General features: G+C 70.3%; 22 protein-coding genes. 14 read left to right on the top strand and 8 right to left on the bottom strand.

The window, feature by feature from the left end:
* Position 1 precedes the first annotated feature (1 nt).
* The 9 genes from ACGFNP_RS30785 (at position 2) to ACGFNP_RS30825 (ending at position 10,866) form a co-directional block, all read left to right on the top strand.
* Positions 2–1,498, top strand: a complete 1,497-nt coding sequence (locus tag ACGFNP_RS30785) for a sugar ABC transporter ATP-binding protein (RefSeq protein WP_358325457.1) — start codon at positions 2–4, stop codon at positions 1,496–1,498.
* Between the two features lie 28 nt (positions 1,499–1,526).
* Positions 1,527–2,558 (top strand): ABC transporter permease, encoded by a 1,032-nt coding sequence (locus ACGFNP_RS30790; RefSeq protein WP_393324853.1) that lies wholly within the window; start codon positions 1,527–1,529, stop codon positions 2,556–2,558.
* Positions 2,551–3,507, top strand: coding sequence for an ABC transporter permease (locus tag ACGFNP_RS30795; protein ID WP_393324855.1), 957 nt, complete (start codon positions 2,551–2,553; stop codon positions 3,505–3,507). The genes ACGFNP_RS30790 and ACGFNP_RS30795 overlap by 8 nt, the downstream gene beginning before the upstream one ends.
* Positions 3,504–4,574 carry a rhamnose ABC transporter substrate-binding protein gene (gene rhaS / locus ACGFNP_RS30800; protein WP_393324857.1) on the top strand — a complete coding sequence of 357 codons (1,071 nt, stop codon included), beginning with the start codon at positions 3,504–3,506 and terminating at the stop codon, positions 4,572–4,574. The genes ACGFNP_RS30795 and rhaS overlap by 4 nt, the downstream gene beginning before the upstream one ends.
* A 259-nt stretch (positions 4,575–4,833) precedes the next feature.
* Positions 4,834–5,145: an L-rhamnose mutarotase gene (locus ACGFNP_RS30805; protein ID WP_358325469.1), complete on the top strand. Its 312-nt coding sequence runs from the start codon at positions 4,834–4,836 to the stop codon at positions 5,143–5,145.
* Positions 5,146–5,157: 12 nt separating this feature from the next.
* Positions 5,158–6,303 (top strand): L-rhamnose isomerase, encoded by a 1,146-nt coding sequence (rhaI, locus tag ACGFNP_RS30810; protein ID WP_358325472.1) that lies wholly within the window; start codon positions 5,158–5,160, stop codon positions 6,301–6,303.
* Positions 6,303–8,345 carry a bifunctional aldolase/short-chain dehydrogenase gene (locus tag ACGFNP_RS30815; RefSeq protein ID WP_358325475.1) on the top strand — a complete coding sequence of 681 codons (2,043 nt, stop codon included), beginning with the start codon at positions 6,303–6,305 and terminating at the stop codon, positions 8,343–8,345. The genes rhaI and ACGFNP_RS30815 overlap by 1 nt, the downstream gene beginning before the upstream one ends.
* Before the next feature lie 76 nt (positions 8,346–8,421).
* Positions 8,422–9,837, top strand: a complete 1,416-nt coding sequence (locus ACGFNP_RS30820; RefSeq protein ID WP_393324860.1) for an arabinose isomerase — start codon at positions 8,422–8,424, stop codon at positions 9,835–9,837.
* Positions 9,838–9,912: 75 nt separating this feature from the next.
* Positions 9,913–10,866 (top strand): SMP-30/gluconolactonase/LRE family protein, encoded by a 954-nt coding sequence (locus ACGFNP_RS30825; protein ID WP_393324862.1) that lies wholly within the window; start codon positions 9,913–9,915, stop codon positions 10,864–10,866.
* Here ACGFNP_RS30825 and ACGFNP_RS30830 read toward each other — a convergent pair.
* Positions 10,831–12,285: a carboxylesterase/lipase family protein gene (locus tag ACGFNP_RS30830; RefSeq protein WP_393324864.1), complete on the bottom strand. Its 1,455-nt coding sequence runs from the start codon at positions 12,283–12,285 to the stop codon at positions 10,831–10,833. The genes ACGFNP_RS30825 and ACGFNP_RS30830 overlap by 36 nt on opposite strands.
* Before the next feature lie 84 nt (positions 12,286–12,369).
* On the opposite strand from ACGFNP_RS30830, the gene ACGFNP_RS30835 reads away from it, so the two are divergent.
* The 4 genes from ACGFNP_RS30835 to ACGFNP_RS30850 all read left to right on the top strand — a co-directional run bounded on the left by ACGFNP_RS30835 (position 12,370) and on the right by ACGFNP_RS30850 (position 15,802).
* Positions 12,370–12,594, top strand: a complete 225-nt coding sequence (locus tag ACGFNP_RS30835) for a hypothetical protein (protein ID WP_393324866.1) — start codon at positions 12,370–12,372, stop codon at positions 12,592–12,594.
* Positions 12,591–13,766 carry a hypothetical protein gene (locus ACGFNP_RS30840; RefSeq protein ID WP_393324868.1) on the top strand — a complete coding sequence of 392 codons (1,176 nt, stop codon included), beginning with the start codon at positions 12,591–12,593 and terminating at the stop codon, positions 13,764–13,766. The genes ACGFNP_RS30835 and ACGFNP_RS30840 overlap by 4 nt, the downstream gene beginning before the upstream one ends.
* A 112-nt stretch (positions 13,767–13,878) precedes the next feature.
* Positions 13,879–15,330 (top strand): MFS transporter, encoded by a 1,452-nt coding sequence (locus ACGFNP_RS30845; protein ID WP_393324870.1) that lies wholly within the window; start codon positions 13,879–13,881, stop codon positions 15,328–15,330.
* 115 nt (positions 15,331–15,445) lie between these two features.
* Positions 15,446–15,802, top strand: a complete 357-nt coding sequence (locus ACGFNP_RS30850) for a cupin (RefSeq protein WP_393324872.1) — start codon at positions 15,446–15,448, stop codon at positions 15,800–15,802.
* Here ACGFNP_RS30850 and ACGFNP_RS30855 read toward each other — a convergent pair.
* From ACGFNP_RS30855 to ACGFNP_RS30865, 3 genes are all read right to left on the bottom strand, one after another.
* On the bottom strand, positions 15,790–15,936 hold the full coding sequence (locus ACGFNP_RS30855) for a hypothetical protein (RefSeq protein ID WP_393324874.1): 147 nt from the start codon (positions 15,934–15,936) through the stop codon (positions 15,790–15,792). The two genes, ACGFNP_RS30850 and ACGFNP_RS30855, sit on opposite strands and share 13 nt — an antisense overlap.
* Before the next feature lie 49 nt (positions 15,937–15,985).
* Positions 15,986–16,309: an STAS domain-containing protein gene (locus ACGFNP_RS30860; protein ID WP_393324876.1), complete on the bottom strand. Its 324-nt coding sequence runs from the start codon at positions 16,307–16,309 to the stop codon at positions 15,986–15,988.
* Positions 16,310–16,428: 119 nt separating this feature from the next.
* Positions 16,429–16,911 carry a DUF5994 family protein gene (locus ACGFNP_RS30865; RefSeq protein WP_393324878.1) on the bottom strand — a complete coding sequence of 161 codons (483 nt, stop codon included), beginning with the start codon at positions 16,909–16,911 and terminating at the stop codon, positions 16,429–16,431.
* A 152-nt stretch (positions 16,912–17,063) separates the two neighbouring features.
* On the opposite strand from ACGFNP_RS30865, the gene ACGFNP_RS30870 reads away from it, so the two are divergent.
* A complete protein-coding gene (locus tag ACGFNP_RS30870; RefSeq protein WP_393324880.1) occupies positions 17,064–18,068 on the top strand; it encodes a tyrosine-type recombinase/integrase in 1,005 nt (334 codons plus the stop codon).
* A 42-nt stretch (positions 18,069–18,110) separates the two neighbouring features.
* Here ACGFNP_RS30870 and ACGFNP_RS30875 read toward each other — a convergent pair whose 3' ends face one another.
* The 4 genes from ACGFNP_RS30875 to ACGFNP_RS30890 are packed head-to-tail and all read right to left on the bottom strand — an operon-like array spanning position 18,111 to position 22,207.
* On the bottom strand, positions 18,111–18,941 hold the full coding sequence (locus tag ACGFNP_RS30875) for a carbohydrate ABC transporter permease (protein WP_358325509.1): 831 nt from the start codon (positions 18,939–18,941) through the stop codon (positions 18,111–18,113).
* A 1-nt stretch (position 18,942) separates the two neighbouring features.
* Positions 18,943–19,950: a carbohydrate ABC transporter permease gene (locus tag ACGFNP_RS30880; protein WP_393324882.1), complete on the bottom strand. Its 1,008-nt coding sequence runs from the start codon at positions 19,948–19,950 to the stop codon at positions 18,943–18,945.
* Entirely contained in the window at positions 19,947–21,173 is a 1,227-nt protein-coding gene (locus ACGFNP_RS30885; protein WP_393324884.1) for an extracellular solute-binding protein, read from the bottom strand. The genes ACGFNP_RS30880 and ACGFNP_RS30885 overlap by 4 nt, the downstream gene beginning before the upstream one ends.
* Before the next feature lie 11 nt (positions 21,174–21,184).
* Positions 21,185–22,207 carry a LacI family DNA-binding transcriptional regulator gene (locus ACGFNP_RS30890; protein ID WP_393324886.1) on the bottom strand — a complete coding sequence of 341 codons (1,023 nt, stop codon included), beginning with the start codon at positions 22,205–22,207 and terminating at the stop codon, positions 21,185–21,187.
* Positions 22,208–22,240: the final 33 nt, after the last annotated feature.

Consider the following 22,240-nt stretch of genomic DNA (forward strand, 5'->3'; position numbering starts at 1 on the left):
CATGAGTGTCACCCCCACACTCGCGCTCGCGAACGTCAGCAAGTCGTTCGGAGCGGTCAGAGCGCTGCGCGAGGTCTCACTGGACCTGTTCGCCGGTGAGGCGCACGCCCTGGCGGGCGAGAACGGCGCGGGCAAGTCGACTCTCGTCAAGACCCTCGCCGGCGTCCACCGGCCCGACACCGGCCAGGTGCTGCTGAACGGCGAGCCGGTCGTCTTCGCGGGACCGGCCGACGCCCAGCAGGCCGGGGTGGCCGTCATCTACCAGGAACCGACGCTTTTTCCGGACCTGTCCGTCGCCGAGAACATCTTCATGGGCCGTCAGCCCCGCCGCGGCCTCGGTCGCATCGACCGCAAGGCGATGCACGGCCAGGCGCGGGAGCTGTTCGAGCGGCTCGGCGTCGCCCTCGACCCCGAGCAGCCGTCGCGCGGCCTGTCCATCGCCGACCAGCAGCTCGTCGAGATCGCCAAGGCCCTCTCCCGCGACGCCCGCGTCCTGATCATGGACGAGCCGACGGCCGCGCTGTCCGGCAACGAGGTGGCGCGGCTGTTCTCGGTGGTCGAGGCGCTGCGCGAGCACGGCTGCGCGATCCTGTTCATCTCGCACCGGCTGGACGAGATCTTCTCGCTCTGCCAGCGGGTCACGACGCTGCGCGACGGCGCCTGGATCGCCAGCGAACCCGTCTCGGGGCTCACCCACGACGACCTGGTACGCCGCATGGTGGGCCGCGAGCTCGGCGCGCTCTACCCCAAGGAGGAGGCCCCGCTCGGCGAGGTCGCGCTCCAGGTGGAGCGGCTGACCCGCGAGGGCGTCTTCACCGACGTTTCCTTCCAGGTACGGCGGGGCGAGATCGTCGCGCTCGCCGGGCTGGTGGGCGCCGGGCGGAGCGAGGTGGCCAGGGCGGTCTTCGGCGTGGACCGCTGGGACGCGGGCTCGGTGTCCGTGGACGGCCGGCGGCTGCCCGCCGGGAGCCCGACGGCGGCGATGGGCGCGGGCCTGGCCCTGGTGCCGGAGGACCGCCGCCAGCAGGGGCTGGTCATGGAGCTGTCGATCGAGCGCAACATCGGCCTGACCGGGCTGGGCTCGCTGCGCAGGGGCGTGACGATCTCGCGGAAGGCCGAGCGCGACCGGGCCAAGGACTGGGCGGTGCGGTTGCGGCTCAAGTTCGCCCGGCTCAGTGACGGGGTGGGCGTGCTGTCCGGCGGCAACCAGCAGAAGGTAGTGCTGGCCAAGTGGCTGGCCACGAAGCCGTCCGTGCTGATCGTGGACGAGCCGACCCGCGGCATCGACGTCGGCACCAAGGCGGAGGTGCACCGGCTGCTGTCGGAACTGGCCGGGCAGGGCATCGCGGTGCTCATGATCTCCTCCGACCTGCCGGAGGTGCTGGGCATGGCCGACCGGGTGCTGGTCATGCACGAGGGACGGCTGACCGCCGAGATCTCGCGCGCCGACGCGACCGAGGAGAGCGTGATGAACGCCGCCACCGGGAGGGCCGCATGACTGGGATCCGCATGACTGGGGAAGCCGCGTGACGACTGCGACCGCGCCGCCCGAGCAGACGACGTCGGCGCGCAGTGCCCGCGGGCTCGTCGACCTGGTGTTCCGCGCCCGCGAGCTGAGCCTGGTCATCGCGCTGGCCGCGCTCGTCGGCGTCACGGCCAGCGTCAACGGCAACTTCCTGTCCGGGCAGGGCGTCGAGGACATCCTGCTCAACACCGCCATCCTCGCGCTGCTGGCCGTCGGCCAGTCCCTGGTGGTGATCACCCGCAACCTCGATCTGTCCGTCGGCTCCGTGGTCGGCCTGGTCGCCTTCGTGACCGGCGACCTGCTGGCGAGCGGCTGGGGCATCGTGCCGGGCGCCCTGCTCGGCGTGGCGATCGGCGCGGCCTGCGGGCTGCTCAACGGGCTGCTGGTCAGCTTCTGCCGGGTGCCCGCCCTGGTGGTGACGCTCGGCACGCTGTACGTGATCCAGGGCGTCGACCACTACATCGCCCACGGCCGGCAGATCAACGCGGTCAACCTGCCGCCGGGGCTGCTGTCGCTGGGCAACGGCTCCGTGCTCGGCGTGCCGTACCTGCCGCTCATCACGCTGGTGATCATGGTGGCGATCGGCTATTACCTGCGGTCGTACCCGAGCGGCCGGGAGTTCTACGCCATCGGCTCCAGCCCGGAGGCCGCCCGGCTGGCGGGCGTGCCCGTCAGACGGCGGATCCTGGTCGCCTACCTGGTCAGCGGCTGCCTCGCGGGGCTGGCGGGGGTGCTCTGGCTGGCCAGGTTCGGGACGGTCATCGCCGACTCCGCGCACGGCTGGGAGCTGCTCGTGGTCAGCGCGGTCGTGGTCGGCGGCGTCGCGATCACCGGCGGCGTCGGCAGCGTGTACGGCGCCGCGCTCGGCGCGCTGCTGCTCACCACGATCGGCAGCGCGCTGGTCGTGCTCCGGGTCAACCCGTTCTGGCAGCAGGCCATCACCGGGGCGCTGCTCCTGCTGGCCATCAGCGTCGACCGGGTGCTCGCCCTCAGACTGGCCCGTCTGCTCAGGAACAGGAGCCGCCATGGCTAAGGCCTTGCGCTGGGACGTGCTGGTCGGCGCGCTGCTGATCGCCGTGTTCGCCGCGGGCTCGCTCACCTCGCCGAGCTTCGCGACCGTCGACAACCTGTCGTTCGCGCTCGGTGACCTGGGCGAGATCGCGCTCATCGCGCTGGCCATGACCATGCTGGTCGTGGCCGCCGAGGTGGACCTGTCCGTCGCCTCCGTGCTCGGGCTGTCGAGCGCGCTGGTCGGCTCGCTCTGGGACAGTGGCATGGCCATCGAGACGATCATCCCGCTCGCCGTGCTGACCGGGGCCGTGTGCGGGCTGGTCAACGGGTTGCTGGTGACCCGGCTCGGGCTGCCCTCGCTGGCCGTCACGATCGGCACGCTCGCCCTCTACCGCGGCCTCGCCTACGTCGTGCTCGGGGACCGGGCGATCGCCCAGTTCCCGCCGGACTACACCGCGCTCGCCCTGAACGACGTGCCGGGGACGCCCGTCCCGTACCCGATAGCCCTGTTCGTCCTGCTGGCCGCCGTCGTCGGCGTGGTCCTGCACGCCACCGGCTTCGGCCGGGCGCTGTACGCGATCGGCGCGCAGGAGCAGGCCGCGTTCTTCGCCGGAATCCGCGTCAAGCGCATCAAACTGCTGCTCTTCGTGATCTCCGGTACCGTCGCCGGCTTCGCCGGTGTCGTCTTCACGCTGAGGTACGGCTCCGCCCGGGCCGACAACGGCGTGGGCATCGAACTCGCCGTCATCGCCGCCGTGCTCCTCGGCGGCGTCGACTTCGACGGCGGCAAGGGCACGCTCGGTGGCGTCATCGCCGGTGTGCTGCTCATCGGGCTGCTGCGCAATCTGCTCATGCTCGGCGACGTCTCGACCGAGATCCAGTCCATCGTCACCGGGCTGCTCCTCATCGTCTCGGTGCTCACCCCCCGTCTCGTCTCGCTCGTCAGGCCAGCTCTGAAAGGATCCCTATGACCCCGATGCGCCTGACCGCTGTGACCGCGCTCCTAGCTCTTGGCGTAGCGGCTTGCGGCGGCACGACCAAGTCCAGTGTGACCTCGGCGCCCGCGCCGGCGCCGGCCTCCTCGTCGGCCGCCAAGGCCGACCCGAACGCCCCGATCAAGCAGGGGCTGAAGCTCGCCTTCCTGCCCAAGGCGATCAACAACCCCTACGAGACGATCGTCGACAACGCGGGCATCGAGGCGGCCAAGGAGTACCAGGGCGAGGCCAAGGAGGTCGGCCCGTCCGACGCGTCGGCCTCGTCGCAGATCTCCTACATCAACACGCTCACCCAGCAGGGCCACGACGCGATCCTCATCGCAGCCAACGACGCGAACGCCGTCTGCGGGCCGCTCCAGCAGGCCCGCGCCAAGGGCATCAAGATCGTCGCGTACGACTCGGACGCCGCTCCGGAGTGCCGCGACCTGTTCATCAACCAGGCCAGCTCGGAGGAGGTCGGCCGCAGCCAGGTCAAGCTGCTGGCCGGGATGATCGGCAACAAGGGCGACATCGCCATCCTGTCGGCCACCGCGAACGCCACGAACCAGAACACCTGGATCAAGTTCATGAAGGACGAGCTGACCAAGCCCGAGTACAAGGACATGAAGCTCGTCAAGGTGGCCTACGGCGACGACGACGACCAGAAGTCGTTCACCCAGACGCAGGGCCTGATGCAGGCCTATCCCGACCTGAAGGGGATCATCTCCCCGACCACGGTGGGCATCTCGGCGGCGGCCCGGTACATCTCCGGCTCCAAGTACAAGGGCAAGGTCGTGCTCACCGGGCTTGGGACGCCGAACCAGATGCGGCAGTTCGTCAAGGACAAGACGGTGGCGAAGTTCGCGCTGTGGAACCCGAAGGACCTCGGCTACCTGGCCTCCTACGCCGCCGCGGCGCTGGTGTCGGGGCAGATCACGGGGGCTGAGGGGGAGACGTTCAAGGCGGGCAAGCTGGGCGAGCGCACGATCGGCAAGCAGGGCGAGGTGATCCTGGGTCCGCCGTTCACCTTCGACGCGGCGAACATAGACCAATTCGATTATTAAACAAGCTCTTGTTTTTTTACGGCACGGCCAAGTGGGCCCCAACCGCCGACCAGGGCCGGCCCCTGTCCAGGGGCACGCTCCTCCGGTGGAGGTGGCTGGGCGCCGTGACGTGCGCAGTCTTGGCCGTGTTCCGTGAACCAGGTTCGGCGCCGTCAGGGGCGCCGGATCCGGCCGCACATCGTCCCGCCGACGCGGCGCCTGAGAGGCGCCTGGAGGGGCGTCTGGCGAGTGGTGGTGGGTCTATTGAGAGGAGGTTGGTGTGGAGCGGGTTTGTTTTCTGTTGCGGGTGCGGCCCGAGCGGCTTGAGGAGTACAAGGAGCGGCACCGGGCCGTATGGCCCGAGATGCTCGATGCGCTGACGAAGACCGGGTGGCGTAACTACTCGCTGTTCCTGAGCGATGACGGGCTGCTGGTGGGCTACCTGGAGACCGATGACTTCGCGGCGGCTCAGCAGGCGATGGCCGAGACCGAGATCAACAGCCGCTGGCAGGCGGAGATGGCTCCCTTCTTCGAGGCCGGGCGGCCCGACGAGGCGCTGTTCACGCTGGCCGAAGTTTTCCATCTGGATTGAAATCGGGGAAAAATGATCAAGGATCAGCTGCGGCAGCAGCGCATAGAGACGCCCTCCTGGGCGTACGGCAATTCCGGCACACGGTTCAAGGTGTTCGCCCAGCAGGGCGTGCCGCGCGACCCGTACGAGAAGCTGGCCGACGCGGCGCAGGTGCACCGCTACACCGGCGTCGCGCCGACCGTGGCGCTGCACATCCCGTGGGACAAGGTCGATGACTATGAGGACCTCGCGCGGCACGCGACCGAGCAGGGCGTGACCATCGGGGCGATCAACTCCAACGTGTTCCAGGACAACGACTACATGCTCGGCAGCGTCACCCACCCCGATCCCGAGGTGCGGCGCAAGGCGCTGCGGCACCTGCTCGACTGCGTCGACATCATGGACGCCACCGGGTCGGACACGCTCAAGCTGTGGTTCTCCGACGGCACCAACTACCCGGGCCAGGACGACATCAGGGCCCGCCAGGACCGGCTCGCCGAAGCGCTCGCCGCGGTCTACGAGCGGCTCGGCGAGGAGCAGCGGTTCCTGCTGGAGTACAAGCTGTTCGAGCCCGCCTTCTACATGACCGACCTGCCCGACTGGGGCACCGCCTACGCGCACTGCCTCAAGCTCGGCCCGAAGGCGCAGGTCGTGGTCGACACCGGGCACCACGCGCCGGGCACCAACATCGAGTTCATCGTGGCGTTCCTGCTGCGTGAAGGGAAGCTCGGCGGGTTCGACTTCAACTCGCGCTTCTACGCCGACGACGACCTGATGGTGGGCGCGGCCGACCCGTTCCAGTTGTTCCGCATCATGTTCGAGGTCATCGGCGGCGGTGGGTACACCCACGAGACGGCCTTCATGCTCGATCAGTGCCACAACATCGAGCCCAAGATCCCCGGTCAGATCCGCTCGGTGATGAACGTGCAGGAGGCCACCGCCAAGGCGCTGCTCGTCGACCGCGACGCGCTGGCCGTCGCCCAGCGGGAGGGCGACGTGCTGGGCGCCAACGCCGTGCTGATGGACGCCTACAACACCGATGTCCGCCCGCTGCTCGGTGAGCTGCGGGAGGAGATGGGGCTCGCGCCCGACCCGATGGCGGCCTACGCCAAGTCCGGATACTTCGAGAAGATCGCCGCCGACCGCGTCGGTGGCAACCAGGCAGGCTGGGGGGCCTGATGTCGAACGCCAAGAACGAACTGCTCGAAAGAGCGCACACGCTCGGCTCCGATCCGCGCAACACCAACTACGCGGGCGGCAACGCCTCCGCCAAGGGCACCGAGAACGACCCGGTGACGGGCCAGGACGTCGAGCTGCTCTGGGTGAAGGGCTCCGGCGGCGACCTGGGCACGCTCACCGCCGGCGGCCTGGCCGTCCTGCGCCTGGACCGGTTCAGGGCGCTGACCGGCGTCTACCCGGGCGAGGAGCGCGAGGACGAGATGGTGGCGGCCTTCGACTTCTGCCTGCACGGCAAGGGCGGCGCCGCACCGTCGATCGACACCGCCATGCACGCCCTGGTCGAGTCCGCCCACGTCGACCACCTCCACCCCGACTCCGGCATCGCGATCGCCACCGCCGCCGACGGCCCCGAGCTGACCGCGCGGATCTTCGGCGACCGGGTCGTCTGGGTGCCGTGGCGGCGCCCCGGCTTCCAGCTCGGCCTCGACATCTCCGCGATCAAGGCGGCGAACCCGCAGGCCATCGGCTGCATCCTCGGCGGCCACGGCATCACCGCCTGGGGCGAGACGAGCGCCGAGTGCCAGGCGAACTCCCTGGAGATCATCCGTACCGCCGAGCAGTACATCGCCGACCATGGCCGCCCTGACCCGTTCGGCCCGGTCGTCCACGAACCCCTGGCCGAGGAGGCCAGGCACCGCCGCGCGGCCGAGCTCTTCCCCGCGATCCGCGGCCTGGCGAGCACCGACGCCCGTCAGGTCGGCCACTACACCGACTCGCCCGAGGTGCTCGACTTCCTGGCCCGCGCCGAGCACCCCAGGCTCGCCGCGCTCGGCACCTCCTGTCCCGACCACTTCCTGCGTACCAAGGTCGCCCCCCTCGTCCTGGACCTGCCGCCGGACGCCCCACTCGCGGACGTCCTGACCCGGCTCGGCGAGCTGCACACCCAGTACCGCGCGGACTACGCCGCCTACTACCAGCGCCACGCGGCGCCCGACTCGCCCGCGATGCGCGGCGCCGACCCGGCGATCGTGCTGGTGCCCGGGGTCGGCATGTTCAGCTTCGGCAAGGACAAGCAGACCGCCCGGGTCGCCGGTGAGTTCTACGTCAACGCGATCAACGTGATGCGCGGCGCCGAGGCGCTGTCCAGCTACCGGCCGATCGAGGAGTCGGAGAAGTTCCGCATCGAGTACTGGGAGCTGGAGGAGGCCAAGCTGCGCCGCCTGCCCGCGCCCAAGCCGCTGGCCGGGCGCATCGCGCTGGTCACCGGCGGCGGCTCCGGCATCGGCGCCGCCACCGCCAGGCGGCTGGCCGCCGAGGGGGCGTGCGTGGTGGTCGCCGACCGCGACCTCGCCGCCGCCGACAAGGTCGCCGCCGAACTGGGTGGCGCCGCGTACCGGCCGCAGGACGTCGCGATCGCCGTACGCGTGGACGTGACGTCGGAGGAGCAGATCACCGACGCGATACGGCAGGCGGTGCTCGCCTTCGGCGGTGTCGACCTGGTCGTCAACAACGCTGGCCTGTCCCTGTCGCGCTCGCTGCTGGAGACCACGCTCGACGACTGGAACCTGCAGCACGACGTGATGGCCCGCGGCTCCTTCCTGGTCTCCAGGGAGGCCGCGCGGGTCCTGCTGAGCCAGGGCATGGGCGGCGACCTCGTCTACATCTCCTCCAAGAACGCCGTGTTCGCCGGGCCGAACAACGTCGCCTACGGCGCGGCCAAGGCCGACCAGGCCCACCAGGTGCGGCTCCTCGCGGCCGAACTGGGCCCGCACGGCATCCGGGTCAACGGCGTCAACCCCGACGGCGTCGTACGCGGCTCCGGGATCTTCGCCTCCGGCTGGGGCGCCAACCGGGCGGCCGTCTACGGGGTCGAGGAGGAGCGCCTGGGCGAGTTCTACGCCCAGCGCACGCTGCTCAAGCAGGAGGTGCTGCCGGAGCACGTGGCCGCGGCCGTGTTCGCGCTCGCCGGCGGTGACCTGTCGCTGACCACCGGGCTGCACATCCCGGTCGACGCCGGAGTGGCCGCCGCCTTCCTCCGCTGACCCACGTACCCTCCCCAAAGGCTTCAGCCGGCAACGGCGGGACACCTCACCCGCAACCGAAGAGGAGATCAAAGACATGACGCTCGAACGGATCCCCGCCCGTCCCACCCGGGTCGGGCTCGTCGCGGGCGGGCTCGGCGCGTACTGGCCGCAGTTCCCCGACCTGCTGCCGCAGCTGGAGCGTTCGTCGGCACGAGTGTCCGAACGCATGGGCACACTCGGCTGCGAAGTGGTCGACGTCGGCTTCATCTCCGACGCCCAGCAGGGCGCGGCCGCCGCGGAACGGCTGCGGGAGGCGGGCTGCGACCTGATCGTCGGCTTCCTCACCACCTACATGACCGCCACCATGCTGCTCCCGATCGCGCAGCGCAGCGGCGCGCCGGTGCTGCTGATCAACCTGCAGCCGTCGGAGTCGATGGACCACGAGACGTTCGACACCGGGCAGTGGCTGGCCTACTGCGGCGCGTGCCCGCTGCCGGAGATGGCCAACACGTTCACCAGGGCCGGGATCCCGTTCCGTTCCGTGTCCGGCTACCTGGAGGACGAGCGGGCCTGGGCGCGGATCGAGCGGTGGGTGAAGGCGGCGGGCGTGCGGGCCACGCTGCGTAACGGGCGGCACGGGCTCATGGGCCACCTGTACCCGGGCATGCTCGACGTCGCCACCGACCTCACGCTGGTGCCGGTCAACCTGGGCGGGCACGTGGAGGTGCTGGAGTTCGACGACCTGCGCGTACGGGTCGAGAAGGTCACCGACGCCCAGGTCAAGGAGCGGATGGAGCTCGCGCGGGAGGTGTTCGAGCTGGCCGACACGGTCGTGCCCGAGGACTTCGAGTGGGCGGCGCGCGTGTCGGCCGGGCTGGACCAGCTGGTGGCCGACTTCGAGCTCGACAGCCTGGCCTACTACCACCGCGGGCTCGACGGCGAGATCCACGAACGGCTCGGCGCGGGCATGATCCTCGGCTCGTCGCTGCTCACCGCCCGAGGCGTCCCGGCGGCGGGGGAGTACGAGCTGCGGACCTCGCTGGCCATGCTGATCATGGATCGGCTGGGCGGCGGCGGCTCCTTCACCGAGCTGCAGGCGCTCGACTTCCTGCGCGGTCATGTCGAGATGGGCCACGACGGGCCGGCCCACCTGGCGATCAGCTCGCGCAAGCCGCTGCTGCGCGGCCTGGGCGTCTTCCACGGCAAGCGCGGGTGGGGCGTGTCGGTCGAGTTCGACGTCGCGCACGGACCGGTGACGGCGTTCGGGCTGCTCCAGCGGCGGGACGGCCGGTTCGGCTTCGTCGTGTCGGAGGGAGAGACCGTGGACGGCCCGCACCTCAAGATCGGTAACACGACCTCCCGCGTGGACTTCGGCCGCGATCCGGGGGAGTGGACGGACGACTGGAGCGCCACCGGCATCTCCCACCACTGGTCCCTCGGCATCGGGCACCGGGCCGCCGAGCTGCGTGCCCTGGCGGACCTCATGGGGGTGGAGCTGATCGAGGTCTGACTGTTTCTCAGAGGTGCCTGTGAACCTGCCCTTTGGGCCTTTGCCCGGCTCGGGGGCGGGGGCATCGTGGGGCGCATGAGATCAGCGATCCTCACGACCGCACTCTGCGCCCTCCTCGCTTTGTCTGGTACGCCCGCGCAGGCCACCACTTCGCCGGAGACGATCGCGCTCCCCAACGGCTTCCGGCCGGAGGGGATAGCGATCGGCAGCCGGCCCGTGGCCTACCTCGGCTCCCTGGCGAACGGCGACATCTACCGCGCCGACCTGCGCACCGGACAGGACGCCGTCGTCAGCAAGGGCCCCGGCACCCCCTCGGTCGGCCTCAAGCTCGACTCGCGGAACCGTCTGTTCGTAGCCGGTGGCACCGCCGGGACCGCCCGGGTGATCGACGCCCGCACCGGAGCGGTGCTCAAGTCGTACACGCTGGCCACCGGGGCGTCCTTCGTCAACGACGTCGTGGTCACGCGAGACGCGGCCTGGTTCACCGACTCCACCAACCCGGTCCTGTACAAGCTGGCACTCGGCCGCCACGGCGCGCTGCCCGACCAGGCCGTCTCGGTCCCGCTCACCGGCGCCATCCAGTACACGACCGGCAACAACGCCAACGGCATCGCCCCGACCCCCGACCGCAAGGGCCTGCTCATCGTCCAGTCCAACGTCGGCAAGCTGTTCAGGGCCGACCCCGCCACCGGCGTCACCACGGAGGTGAACCTGGGCGGCGAGTCCCTGGTCAACGGCGACGGCCTGCTGCTGGACGGCCGGACGCTGTACGCGGTGCAGAACCGGCTCAACACCGTGGCCGTCATCCGGCTCAACGCCGACGGCACCTCCGGTCAGGTCGTGAACCGGCTGACGGACCCGCGCTTCGACGTCCCCACCACCGTGGCGTCGTTCGGCAACCGGCTCTACCTGCCCAACGCCCGCTTCACCACGACCCCGACCCCCGACACGCCGTACTCGGTGAACGCGATCCCGGCACCGAGTTTTTCAGGTTCACGTGAGGCCGTCGAGGTGCCACCAGGTTCCTGATGGCCAGGTGCGGCCGTCCCAGGCGCGGCGCTCGATCGGGCGCGGATCGGGCTCGACCCGGCTCCGGCCGGAGTCGAAGATCATGGTCTGGCGGTGTCCGGTGTCGTAGGGCGTCCAGCCGGGCGTGTCACCCAGGGCGAAGCGTCCCCAGGTGTCGTGCAGTTCCGCTGACAGCGCCCGGTCGGCGGCGTCGGTGAGCGGGACCGACCGCCAGATCATCGGGCCGTCCGCGCCGTGCCCGCCGCGCAGCAGCCTGCCCAGGTGCGTCGTGGCGGGCACCCCGGCAAAGGGCCCGTCGTAGCGGGAGCGCCACACCGGGGCGTGCCGCGCCTGCGCCTCGGCCAGCCGGGTAGTGGGGATGCCGTACCGCTCGTCCCCGAGGACGGCCAGGCCGAGCGCGGTGTCGTCGAGCTCCGGCCGGCTCTCGCGGTACGCGGCCAGCATCGTGTCCGCCTCCTCTGCCCCGAACAGCTCGGCCAGCACCCGCGGTGCCTGCGCGGCCGTACTGCCGTCCATCATCTGGAAGGTGCCGCCCTCGTTCCCGCAGGTCTGCGTGAGCAGCGGGATGCCGGCGGCGGCACCCGCGGCGATGGCGTCGATGGGCCGCCCCGACAGCACGGTCCCGTCGATGACCGGCCGCCAGACCCAGAGCGCCCGCACCCCGGTGGCGATGGCGTCCTGCGCCGCGACCATCTCGGCGGCGGGCACCTCGCGCACCCGGTCGGCACCCACGCCGAGCTCCCGCAGGAACCGCCCAGCCACCGCCTTGGCCTGCGCCTCGGTGGCCACATGATCACCACCGCCGCTGCTGGACGCGGCCCGGTGGATCAGCCCGCGGGTGAGCGGGGTGGCCAGCAGATTGGCCACACTCTTGGCCCCGGCCGACAACCCGTACAAGGTCACCCGCTCAGGATCCCCGCCGAACGCGGCGATGTTCTCCCGCACCCACCGCAACGCCTGAACCTGATCGAGCAGCCCCGACACCCCGGAGGAGTCGCCGATGTCGAGGAACCCCAGGCTGCCCAGACGGTAGTTGAAGCTCACCACCACAAGATCATGACTGCGCACGAAATTTCCGCCGTCGCCGTACATGTCAACACCACTGCCGGTGAGATAACCACCCCCATGCACCCAGACCAGCACCGGCCGCAGCCGCCCGTCGGGGGGAGGCGCCGCCACGTTCACATACAGGCAGTCCTCATCCATGACCGGCGCCGGCAGGCCCGGCAGGACGGACTGCATGGCCGCCTTCCCCGGCTCAGTGGCATCCCGCACGCCCCGCCAGGGCGCCGGAGGCTGCGGCGGCCGCAACCGGAGCTCACCCACGGGAGGAGCGGCATAGGGGATCCCCTGCCAGCTGAGCACATCCCCGAGATCGACCCCACGGACCGTACCGGCACGAGTCACAACATTGGTCACGCCGACCTTCATAGCAGGAGGACCCGGGTAAGGTAGTGATCTTCGGCTGGCGCGAGCCGCCGGAGCCCTCAAAGGCATACGCCCATGAAGCATTTCGACCAGGCACCCGCCGGTCTTCACCTCGACGCGGCGCTGAAGGCCCTGGCCACCACCTTCCGCGGCATGACCGCTCGTCCCGACGAGCACAACTGCGAGTGCCACTGGGGCAGCGCCGAAGACTGGCTGGTCTGCCACGCCCCCGAGCGTCTGCGCGCCGGCCGTTCCTGCAACCCCGCCGACCCATGCGCAGGTGGTATATACGGGGGATGAATGAGCCGGACGCTGGCGTGGTTCAGCCGGCGATGCTCGTACGTCCCGTCGATCCCACCCGCTACGGCGGCGTGGTCCGGCCGGACAAGACCGTGCGGTGGGCGGTGGACGAGCTCGAGCTGGTCAGGCGGATGCGTGGGCGATCCCCGGACACGTGGCGCTCGCCGACCGCCTTACCCGAGTCGCTGGACCAACTCGCCAAGTGGCTGACCGAGCTGGGATGGGACGATCTCGCCTGTTTGGCGCGCCGGGAGGAACTGGCGGTCTATCGGACCTTGTCCGCCGACCAACCGGGCTCGTTCGGTGACAGGATCGTCCACGCCTTGGCCGCGTTACGCCTCAGCCTCATGGACTGCAAGCGGTATGAGGAAGCTCTCGAGGTTGTCGAGGAGCTCCTGCGGCTGTCCGAAACCAACCGATCCGCGCAGGCGAAGGCCTCGGATGCGCGCTCCTGGCGGACGCTGCTCCTCGCCAGGCTCGGCCGCGACCAGAAGGCGGTGGAGTCCGCGGCAGAGGTGGTAACCGAGATCCGCGGCCGGCTGCAGCACGCTGGGGCCCGATCGGCCGGCTTCGAGCTCATCCACGCGCTGACGGCCTACGCGGATCGCCTGGACAAGGTCGGCCGTGTCGCCGAAGCCGCCGAGGTGAGCGCCGAGGTCATGGCGGCTTGGTGGCGACAGCCCGACTCGACGGTTCAGTTCCTCCTGGCGCTGGACCTGTGCAGCGAGCGGCTCGTCCGGAGCGGGCAGACCGAACAGGCGCGCGCCTGCATCGTCGAGGCGATGCGCAAGATGCGGCGCCGCAAGCGTGACACCGACCAGGCAAGGGTCTGGCACAACCTCGGCGTCCGCCTGCTCGCGCTGGAGGTGCCGGAATCAGCGCTGACCGCCGCCGAGGAAGCGGCACAGCTCTACCGCGACAGGGCGCGCGCTCATCAGGAGCGGCACCGGAGTCTGCTGGCGAACGACGACTGGGACGACGATCAGCGCTACTCCGAGGCGTACCTGCGCAAGCGGCGACATGAGGAGCTGAGGTCCTCGCGGAAGGAGGTCCGCCGAGCCGAGCAGGCCCTGCACGACGCCCTGCTCACCCTGAGTGCCTGCCTGCGACGGCTCGACCGCGTCGACGAGGCGGTGGCGGCCGACGCCGAAGCCGCCATCCTCCCCGGCTAAGGGCACTACTCCCGGAGTCGTAGTCCGGTCGGTCGTTGATCCCGAGGTGGTAGCGGCAGATGACTTCGCCTGTACGACGCCCCTGAGCAGTCGCCGGACGACGATTGCGGTCATGAGAACCCGTCAGAACATCCACGCCAGGCCGGGGCTCACCCTCGCCGTGGTGGCCGTCGTGCAGTTCACAGTGTCGCTGGACCTGTCGGTCGTGAACGTCGGGCTCCCGCAGATCGCCGCCGGCCTCGGCTTCAGCGCTGTGGGCCTGACCTGGGTGATCCACGCCTACGCTCTCACCTTCGGCGGGCTGCTCCTGCTGGGCGGCAAGGCCGCCGACCGGTACGGCCGCAGGCGGGTCCTGCTGCTCGGGCTCGGCCTGTTCGGCCTGGCCTCGCTCGTCGGCGGCTTCGCCCAGGTACCCGGCCATCTTGTCGCCGCCCGAGCCGCGCAGGGCATCGGGGCCGCCGCGCTGGCTCCGGCCGCGCTGGCGCTGCTGACCGAGACGTTCCCCACGGGCAAGGCCCGCGTCCGGGCCTTCGGAGTGTGGAGCGCGATGAACGCGGCGGGCGGCGCCCTCGGCGTTCTGCTGGGCGGCCTGCTCACCGAGTACGTCAGCTGGCGCTGGGTGATGTTCGTGAACGTGCCGATAGTCGCGTGCGTGCTGGCCCTGGCCTGGCGCGGCATCGCCGCCGGTCCGCCGGCCGCTCGCGGCGGCCGTCCGGACGTGCTCGGCGCCGTCCTGGCCACGGCGGGCATGACCTTGCTGGTGTTCGGCGTCGTCCGCACCGATCAGTACGCGTGGACCTCGCCGGTCACCCTGACGACGCTGGCGGTCGCCGCCGTACTGCTGGCCGCGTTCATCTATGTCGAGCGGACCACCACTCGCGAACCGCTCATCCGGCTCGGCCTGTTCGCCAACCGCTCGGTCGCCGGCGCGAACGTCTACAACCTCCTGGTCGGTGCGGCCATGGCCGCGGCCTTCTATTTCATGTCCCTCTACCTCCAACGAGTCCTGGGAACGGGGCCGGCGCTGACCGGGGCGATGTTCCTGCCGTTCGCGCTCGGCGTGGTCGCCGGTGCCGTGCTCGCCGTCAAGCTCGGCTACCGGCTCGCTCCCCGGACCCTTCTGGTCATCGGCGGGCTCCTGACCGCGACCGGGTTCGCCTGGTTCGGCCTGATCAGTCCTGATGGCGCCTTCATCACCGACGTCCTGGGGCCCTCGATCATCGCCAGCGTCGGCTTCGGGCTCTGCCTCGGACCGGTCGTCTCCATCGCCACCGGCGGCGTCGCGCCCCACGAGACCGGAACCGCCTCCGGCCTGCTCAACAGCTCACGCCAGATCGGCGCCTCACTCGGCCTCGCCGCCCTCGGCACCGCGGCCGCCCACCGCACCGGCCAGCTAGCCACGCCCGAGACCCTCAACGATGGGTACGCCTTCGGCCTGACCCTCAGCGCCGCGCTCCTGACCGCCGCCGTCCTCGTCGCCCTCACCGTCCTGCGCCGGACCAGCCCACCATCACGGGCGGCTGAGCGGGCCGATGACCGCGAGCTGCTCCCCACCCGGAATTGACCAGGAAACATCACCGCAGGAAGGTCGTTTGGGCATGACTGTTACCTCGATCGATCTCTTGGCGTCCTCCTTCCGCCTTCACCAAGGCGGCACGATTCACGCCGGGAAGAGAAAAATGGACGCCGACCAGGAGGGTTGGCAGCTGATGGCCTTCCACGCGAAGACCGCCGCCGACGTCCATGCCGACCACTGGGAGGTCCACCCCGAGGCCGAGGAGGTCGTGTCCTGCCTCATCGGGAAGATCCGCCTCTACCTCCGTCCGGAGCGGGCGGGACAAGAGGAGGAAGAGATCAGGCTGCTGGCCGGAACCGCCGCCATCGTCCCGCGCGGGCGATGGCACCGCATCGCGCTGGACATCCCCAGCAACATCATGGTCGTCACCCTGCCGCGTGGCAGCCGGCTGGAGAAGCGGACCCTGCAGCAGGGCGACGCGGACCAGGCCGGCCCAGATGAACGCCGTCAGGGCGCTTGAAAGCTCATCGACCCGGCCACGACCGGGGCGACGCGCAGCCACGGGCGGGCGGTGAAGGAGCGGTGGGTCAGCAGCCGGTGGAAGCCGACCGTCACCCCCAGCCCGGTCACCCCGTAGAAGACGGCGGCCGGCAATTGCCGTCATAGCCCGCCTCGGCGGGCTTGCGGGTGGGCGGCATGCCGGTCACGCCATGATCGGGAAGCGGTGGTCCAGGCCGGTGATGCGCAGCAGCCGGGCCATGCGCGGAGGAACGCCGGTCAGAGCCAGCGTGATGCCCCGTGTCCGGGCACGGCCTTGCACGCCGATCAGCACGCCCAAGCCGCCCGCCCCGCAGAAGGTGACCCGGGACAGATCCAAGATGAGCAGGTCGGTGCTGTGGTCGAGGGTGTTGATCAGCCTCTTGCGCAGACGGGCTGTGGTGAAGATGTCGATGTCCCCCGACAGCTGCACGAGGGTCGGCGCCGAGGCGCTCACCCCGGCGAGCGGGGCGGTGTCGATGACGGTCATGGAAGTCCTCCTCACGGGAGAAACTGAAAGGTCATGAGATGCCTGCCGGCCGAAGATCGGCCCGCCGCCAGTACGGGCGGTGCCAGGACCGCTCGATCCGGCCGGCAGGCGGCACGGGGTCATTCCGACGTCGTCGGCCGTCCCATGAATGGCTGCGCCATCTGCCCGATGACCGACCCGCCCTCGTCCTCCCAGCGGGCCGAGCCGTCGGCCGTGGCCTCGGCGGTACCCGAAGGGGTGATCAGCAGGACGACCGGCTCGCCGGCGGCGAAGCTGAGAGTGATCACGCGCGGGTCGGTGCGGCGGAACCAGTCGACGCGGACCTGACGCCCGCGCGCCGGGATGCGGCGCGGGATGTTCTGCCACGCATCGCCATGGACGCCGACGCGGAGCGTGACTCGACCAAGCAGCCGATCCACGGCGGCGATGAGACCAGGCAACTCGGCGGCCGCGTCACGGGAGGAGGGCCACCAGGCCCCGTCCACCACCGCGCGCCGATTCGACACCGGACAGAGACTGAGCCGTAGCGCGGAATTGACCCGAGGGATCGCGGACGAGGCGGAGCTGAGCGGTGCGGGTTGAGAAAGAAGTGTCGGCGTCATGGTCGCCTGACCTGTCCAGGCCCTCGGAAAGGGGCCGGTGGTGGTTCGCCGGAGGCGACGCGGACCTGAATGCCAACGCTCGAAAAGACCTCGGTGTCTTCACTCTACCTCGTACTTCCGGAATTCGGCAATTCCGGAAGTAGACTGAGCAGGTGACTTCCGGAAACACGCCCTCAGAGCTCACGAAACCGGCCGGAGTAGCTTCCGGAAACACGCGCCAGTCACTGGCCGTCCCGCTCCCCGCCCCCCACGCCGCCGTCCTGGCCGACTACTCCGCTGTACTCGCGCACGCCCCGCTGGCCGACTCCACCAAGACCAAGTACGCCTCCCGGCTGCGCGGCTACCTGGCCTGGCTGGCCGACCAGGCCGACGCCGGCATCCTGGACGGCGACCCGCTCACCGACCCCATCGCCGCCACCGGCGCGGTACATGACTTCCGCCGGCATCTGAAGAACGGCCGCCGCGCCCCCAACACCATCGACGGCTACCTGTCGGCTCTGGACGACTTCTACGCCCGCCGCGGCCTCGGCAAGCCCCAGGCGCGCCGCGAACGCGACGCGCGCCCCACCGCCCCCCGCGCCCTGGACGCCCCGCGCACCCGCCGCTACGTCCGCCACGTCCAGCTCACCGCATCCCCGCGCGACAAGGCCATCGCCCTGCTGCCCTACTACGCCGGCCTGCGCATCTCCGAGGTCGTCGGCCTCGACCTGGCCGATGTACGACTGTCGGCCCGCGAGGGCGAACTGCGCATCCGCGGCAAGGGCCGCGACGGCGGCAAGATCCGCCTGCTGCCCATCCATGCGGACCTGCGCCAGGCCCTGACCCACTGGCTGGAGGCCCGCGCCGATGGGAAGGGGGCCGGCACCCACGCCGCGGTGTTCCTCAACCAGCGCGGCGGCCGCCTGAGCGACCGCGCCGCCCGCGACATCATCACCGGCCTCGGCGACGCCGTCGGCCTCAATGACGACCCCGCCGAACCCTTCAGCCCGCACGTCCTGCGCCACACCTTCGCCACCCAGCTCATCCGCGACGGTAAGGACCCCATCCTGGTCGCCGAACTCCTCGGCCACGGCTCGCTGGACACCACCCGCCGCTACGCCCTGCCCACCGAAGCCGACAAGGCCGCCGCTCTGGACGCCCTCATCACCGACCATTGACCACCCAGCCTCCTGTGCGTCGGCGCCCGGGCAGGTGCGGGTTCAGCCCTTGTCGCTGCCCTCGTTGGCGCCGCGGACGAACCGGCGCTGGAAGATCACGAAGATCACCGCCACCGGGATCGTCGCCAGCAGTGCCGCGCCCAGCTTGAGCGGGTACTGCGTGCCACCCCCCAGCGACCCGCTGACCAGGTCGGCCAGCCCCCGAGGCAGCGTGAACAGTGCCGGGTCCTGGACGGCCACCAGCGTGTGGGGGAACTCGTTCCACGATCCCTGGAACGAGATGATCGTCAGCGTGATCAGCGCCGGCCGCGCCATCGGCAGAACCACCGACCAGAACGTGCGGAACGCGCCCGCGCCGTCGATCCGCGCGGCCTCCTCCACCCCCGCCGGGATCGAGTCGAAGAACTGCTTCATGATGAACACGCCCGCCGCGTCCACGATCACCGGCAGGATCAACGCCAGATAGCTGTCATACATCCCCAACTGATTGAGGACCAGAAATTTCGGGATAAAGAGGACGACGCCTGGTACGGCCATCACCGCGATCACCGCCCCGAACAGCGCCGACCGCCCCCGGAACCGCAGCCTGGACAGCGCGTACCCGGCCAGCGAGTCGAGGAACACCCGCCCGACCGTCAGCACGATGGTCACCAGCAGCGAGTTGCCCAGCCACACCGGCAGGTCGGTGCCGCTGAACACCCGCTCGAACCCCGCCAGCGTCCCCGGGTGCGGGATAGGCGACAGCGGGGAGGCGGCCGCGTCCGGCTCGGTCTTGAACGAGTTCGCGATCTGGATGACGAACGGGTAGATGAACACCAGCGCGAAGAAGATCAGGATCGCGTAGCCGGTGAAGACGCTCGCGAGCTTGCGCACCTCAGCCCCTCCTCTCGCGCATCACCCGGCGCTGGAACAGCGTCAGCAGCACGATGATGAGGAACAGCACGAACGAGATCGCCGTCCCCGCCCCATAGTCGAAGTCCCGGAACGCCGTCCGGTACGACAGGAACGCCGGGGTCAGCGTCGTCTTGGCCGGAGCACCCTGGCTCATGACGTAGATCTGGTCGAACACCTGCCAGGTCCCGATCAGCCCGAGCGTCAGCACCAGGAACATCGTCGGTTTGAGCATCGGCAGCGTCACGTACCGGAACCGCTGCCACCGCCCGGCCCCGTCGAGCACGGCCGCCTCCTCCAGCGTCACCGGGATGTCCTGCAACGCCGCCAGGAACATCAGCATGAACGTCCCCGACGTCGTCCACACGACCAGCGCGATGATCGCGCACATCGCCACGCTCGGCCCCGACAGCCACTCCCACCACGAAAGACCGAACGGCCCCGCCCCGGCGAGCGCCGCAGGCGGCGTGTCCATGCCGAGCAGCAGGTGGATGACCCCTCTGGCGTCGGAGAACCACTGCGGCCCCTGGATGCCGAAGAAGCCGAGCAACTGCGTGAGCGCCCCCGAGTTGCTGAAGATGAACAGGAACACCACGCTGATCGCCACCGAACTGGTGACCGACGGGAAGTAGAACGCGCTCCGGAAGAACGACTTGCCCTTGAGCAGGCGGCTGTTCACGATCAGGGCCAGGCCGAGCGCCAGCGCCGTCTGCAGCGGTACGACGATCGCCACGTAGTAGGCGTTGTTCCTGATGCTGATCATGAAGTTCTCGCGGGCCAGGTCGTCGCGGGTGAACAGCCGGCTGTAGTTGTCCAGCCCGACGAACGGCACGCCGCTCGTGAACGGGCTGCCCTGGCCGTTCCACGAGGTGAGGCTGACCCACATCGCCATCAGGATCGGCAGCAGCAGGAACACCCCGAGGATCACCACGACCGGCGCGACGAACAGCCACCCCGTCAGGTCATCCCTGAGCCGGTTGCGGCGCATCATTCACCCAGCGCGGACTGCGTGTTCTTCTGCAGCCTGGCCAGCAGTGCCTTCGGGTCCTGCGTGGTGAGCTGCTGGAGGCCGGCGTCGAAGTCGGACAGGACGCTGTCCATCTTGGCGGCGTTCACCGGGCCCTGGGCGTAGCCGGCGCCGTCCACGAACGCCGTGTCCGTGGGGAACTCCTTGACGTAGGCGTCCTTGGCCGACTGCCGCGACGGCATCACCCCGAACGCCTTGGCGAAGGTGAGCTGCTGGTCGGCCTTGGTCATCGCCTCGACGAAGGCGATCGCCGCCGTCTTGCTCGCGCTCTTGGCCGCGATGCCCCAGCAGTTCGTGAACGACAGCGTGCCCTGCTTGGCCCCGGCGGGCAGCGGGTGGGCGGTGTACTGGATGTCCGGGTAGTCGGCCTTCAGCGCGCCCTTGATCCAGTTGCCCTCGATCGTCATCGCGGCCTTGCCCTTGCCGAACGCCTCACCGGGCCACGACGCGCCGAGCTGCTTGGGGTATTCGGCCAGCTTGTCCTTGAGCAGCGTCTTGACGTACTCCAGGGCCTTGAGGTTCTCCGGGCTGTCGCCGGTGGCCTGCTTGCCGTCGGCGCTGGTGATCCAGCCGCCCGCCTGCACCATGAACGCGCCGATCCGGTCGCGGGTGTCGCCGATCGCCAGCGGGGTGATGCCCTTGGCCTTGAGCTTGCCGGCCACCGCGGTGAGCTGTTCCCAGGTGGTCGGCACGTCGGCCGCCGCCAGGCCCGCCTTCTTCCACAGTCCGTCGTTGACGATCAGTGCCAGCGTGGAGAAGTCCTTCGGCGCGCAGTAGAACTTGCCGTCCCGGGTGAACGTGGTGCGCAGGCTCGGGTAGAAGTCGTCCGGGTTCGAGATCTTGTCCCCGTACGGCTCCAGCGCGCCGACGCTGGCGTAGTCGGCGAACCGCGAGGCGTCCACGTAGAAGACGTCGGGCGGGGTGCCGCCCGCGAACGCCTGGCCGAGCTGCTGGTGGATGTCCTGCGCCGGGGTGACCGTGGCCTGGTTGCCGCTCGCCTTCGCCCACGCGTCCGCGGCCTGCTTGACCGCGGCCGTCTCCGGGTCGCCGGAGGAGGCGATGAGGATCCGCAGCGAGACGGGGCCGCTGCTCTGCGGCGCGGCCGCCGGCTTGTCCTCGAAGCCGCTGCCGCACGCGGTCGCGGCCAGCGCCAGTACGCCCAGCGCCGCCAGGGGGAGGTGTTTCATCGCGTTTCCTTTCACGCTGTACGCCGGATGACCAGGGAGGGCTCAAGCAGGACGTGATCCGGCTTGTCCGGGCTGTCGTCTTCGAGGAGCCGGGTCAGGACGCCGACGCAGCGCGCGGCGGCGTCCGACAACGGCTGGCTGAGGCTGGTCAGGCCGATCGCGGCCGCCACGGGCGTGTCGTCGAACCCGATCACGGGCACCGGCCCGGCCTGCAACGCCCCCAGGGCGACGGAGTCGCTCACGCACACCAGGGCGGTGGCGCCGGCGGCGATCAACTCCCGCGCCGCCGCCTCACCCTCGGCCGCCGACCCATCGGTCCGCCGCTCCAGTGCGCCCGCCTCGCCGCTCTCTTCGTCCTTCGCGTCTTTCGCGGTCGATGTACGCGGCCTCAGGCCCGCGTCTTCGAGCGCCCGAGCCCAGCCGCTCCTGCGGTCGTCGCCGACGCCGGAGCCCTCGGGCCAGCCGATGAACCCGATCCGCCGGTGACCCGCGCCGAGCAGGTGCCGGGTGGCGGCGGCCGTCCCCGCCGCGCCGTCCACGTCCACCCACGGATGGGCGCCGCCCTCGGGCATGCCCCACGGCCGCCCGAACGTGACGAACGCCAGCTCCCGCTCGGCCAGCCACGAGGTACGCACATCGCCGTAATGCGTGCCGGTCAGCACGAACGCATCCGGTTCGTACGCCCCCAGCAGGTCGTCGAATGTGGCGATCTCCGACCGGTCGTCGTCGGCCGTGTAAAGGATCACCCGATATCCCGCCTTGGCCGCCGAGCCGCTCAGCCCGTGCAGGAACCGGTCGAACACGTTCATGCCATCCTGCGTCTGCTCGATCCGGACGGCCAGCAGCCGCGACCGGCCGGTCCGCATGCGCCGCGCGGCCTGGTTCACCCGGTAGCCGAGCTCTTCGACCGCCTGCCGTACGCGCTCGCGGGTCTCTTCGCGGACGAGGTCGGGGGAGTTCAGCACGTTCGAGACGGTCTGCCGGGAGACGCTGGCCCGCCGTGCGACGTCGGCGATCGTCACCTTTTCGGGCATCGTGTCGCTTTCTAATGGTTTGAACGTTCAAAT

Origin of the sequence: Nonomuraea sp. NPDC049269 (assembly GCF_043197155.1) — a bacterium.
Taxonomy (GTDB): Bacteria; Actinomycetota; Actinomycetes; order Streptosporangiales; family Streptosporangiaceae; genus Nonomuraea.

Bases quoted from the DNA above. Each gene is read 5' to 3' on its own strand.
- ACGFNP_RS30845 (WP_393324870.1), top strand. From the start codon at position 13,879: ATGAGAACCCGTCAGAACATCCACGCCAGGCCGGGGCTCACCCTCGCC.
- ACGFNP_RS30885 (WP_393324884.1), bottom strand. From the start codon at position 21,173: ATGAAACACCTCCCCCTGGCGGCGCTGGGCGTACTGGCGCTGGCCGCG.
- ACGFNP_RS30820 (WP_393324860.1), top strand. From the start codon at position 8,422: ATGACGCTCGAACGGATCCCCGCCCGTCCCACCCGGGTCGGGCTCGTC.
- rhaS (WP_393324857.1), top strand. From the start codon at position 3,504: ATGACCCCGATGCGCCTGACCGCTGTGACCGCGCTCCTAGCTCTTGGC.
- ACGFNP_RS30825 (WP_393324862.1), top strand. From the start codon at position 9,913: ATGAGATCAGCGATCCTCACGACCGCACTCTGCGCCCTCCTCGCTTTG.
- ACGFNP_RS30860 (WP_393324876.1), bottom strand. From the start codon at position 16,309: ATGACCGTCATCGACACCGCCCCGCTCGCCGGGGTGAGCGCCTCGGCG.
- ACGFNP_RS30890 (WP_393324886.1), bottom strand. From the start codon at position 22,207: ATGCCCGAAAAGGTGACGATCGCCGACGTCGCACGGCGGGCCAGCGTC.
- ACGFNP_RS30865 (WP_393324878.1), bottom strand. From the start codon at position 16,911: ATGACGCCGACACTTCTTTCTCAACCCGCACCGCTCAGCTCCGCCTCG.
- ACGFNP_RS30850 (WP_393324872.1), top strand. From the start codon at position 15,446: ATGGACGCCGACCAGGAGGGTTGGCAGCTGATGGCCTTCCACGCGAAG.
- ACGFNP_RS30840 (WP_393324868.1), top strand. From the start codon at position 12,591: ATGAATGAGCCGGACGCTGGCGTGGTTCAGCCGGCGATGCTCGTACGT.
- ACGFNP_RS30815 (WP_358325475.1), top strand. From the start codon at position 6,303: ATGTCGAACGCCAAGAACGAACTGCTCGAAAGAGCGCACACGCTCGGC.
- rhaI (WP_358325472.1), top strand. From the start codon at position 5,158: ATGATCAAGGATCAGCTGCGGCAGCAGCGCATAGAGACGCCCTCCTGG.
- ACGFNP_RS30795 (WP_393324855.1), top strand. From the start codon at position 2,551: ATGGCTAAGGCCTTGCGCTGGGACGTGCTGGTCGGCGCGCTGCTGATC.
- ACGFNP_RS30880 (WP_393324882.1), bottom strand. From the start codon at position 19,950: ATGATGCGCCGCAACCGGCTCAGGGATGACCTGACGGGGTGGCTGTTC.
- ACGFNP_RS30835 (WP_393324866.1), top strand. From the start codon at position 12,370: ATGAAGCATTTCGACCAGGCACCCGCCGGTCTTCACCTCGACGCGGCG.
- ACGFNP_RS30785 (WP_358325457.1), top strand. From the start codon at position 2: ATGAGTGTCACCCCCACACTCGCGCTCGCGAACGTCAGCAAGTCGTTC.